Annotated in this window: 1 pseudogene; it reads right to left on the reverse strand. The window is 43.9% G+C overall.

From position 1 onward, the window contains the following. A pseudogene (locus tag PRIP_RS15990) lies at positions 1–1,010 on the reverse strand (IS256 family transposase); the annotation flags it as partial.

Raw genomic sequence — 1,010 nt, forward strand, 5'->3', positions numbered from 1 at the left:
TCGCGTAAATACAGGACTTTGAGTAAGGCGGTTTTCTTGCGGGAAGGCGCCTTTCTTCGTGACTTTGCGAAAGCTCGCATGAACACTTTCCACGGCATTTGTGGTATACATGATTTTACGGATGGCGCTGCCATAATCAAATAATTGTTCCACATGTTTAAAATTCCGCACCCAAACATCGATGGCACCTGGGTACTTACCCCACTGTTGGCAAAAAGAGTCTAATTGGCTTTGGCAAGCTTTTAGTGATGGAGCACCATAGAGTTTCTTTAGAGAAGCCGTGAAGGCTTTATAATCTTTGGATGGTACATAACGGAGAGAATTCCGAACAAGATGGACGATACAACGCTGGACAACTACGCTTGGGAAAATCGCTTTCGCACCTTCTTCTAAACCAGACACACCATCCATCGAAAGGAAGAAGACATCTTCTACACCACGCGCTTTTAATTCATCAAAAATCTGCATCCACCGGTTTTTACTTTCACTTTCATTGAGCCAAAGGCCAAGTATTTCCTTGTCGCCTTGTAAGGTATAGCCTAAAATCGTATAGACAGCGTAGCCTTTGGCTTCATAACCGTCTCGAATCGTTACGCACATGCAGTCCACGAATAAAAAGGCATAGCACTTAGACAAGGGGCGACTCTGCCACGTTTCTAATGCTGGTAATACTGTATCTGTGATGCTCGAAATCATATCATGGGAAATTTGAAAACCATAAATATCTTCGACTGTCTTGGCTATATCTCGCTGGGACATGCCACGCGCATACATCGCTAACACCTTATTTTCAATCGCGGAAACATCTTTCTGACGTTTTGGAATGACCTGCGGTTCAAAGGTACCAGAACGATCTCGTGGCACATCAATAGGGACCTCACCGTAGCTTGTTCTCACTGTTTTATTCCCATAACCATTACGTCGGTTGTCATCTTCTTTATCCTCACGAGAATGCACGCTATATCCAAGATGATGTTCCATTTCTCCTTGTAATAGTTGCTCAAAGAGCG

Source organism: Paenilisteria riparia FSL S10-1204 (assembly GCF_000525995.1).
Lineage (GTDB): Bacteria > Bacillota > Bacilli > Lactobacillales > Listeriaceae > Listeria_A > Listeria_A riparia.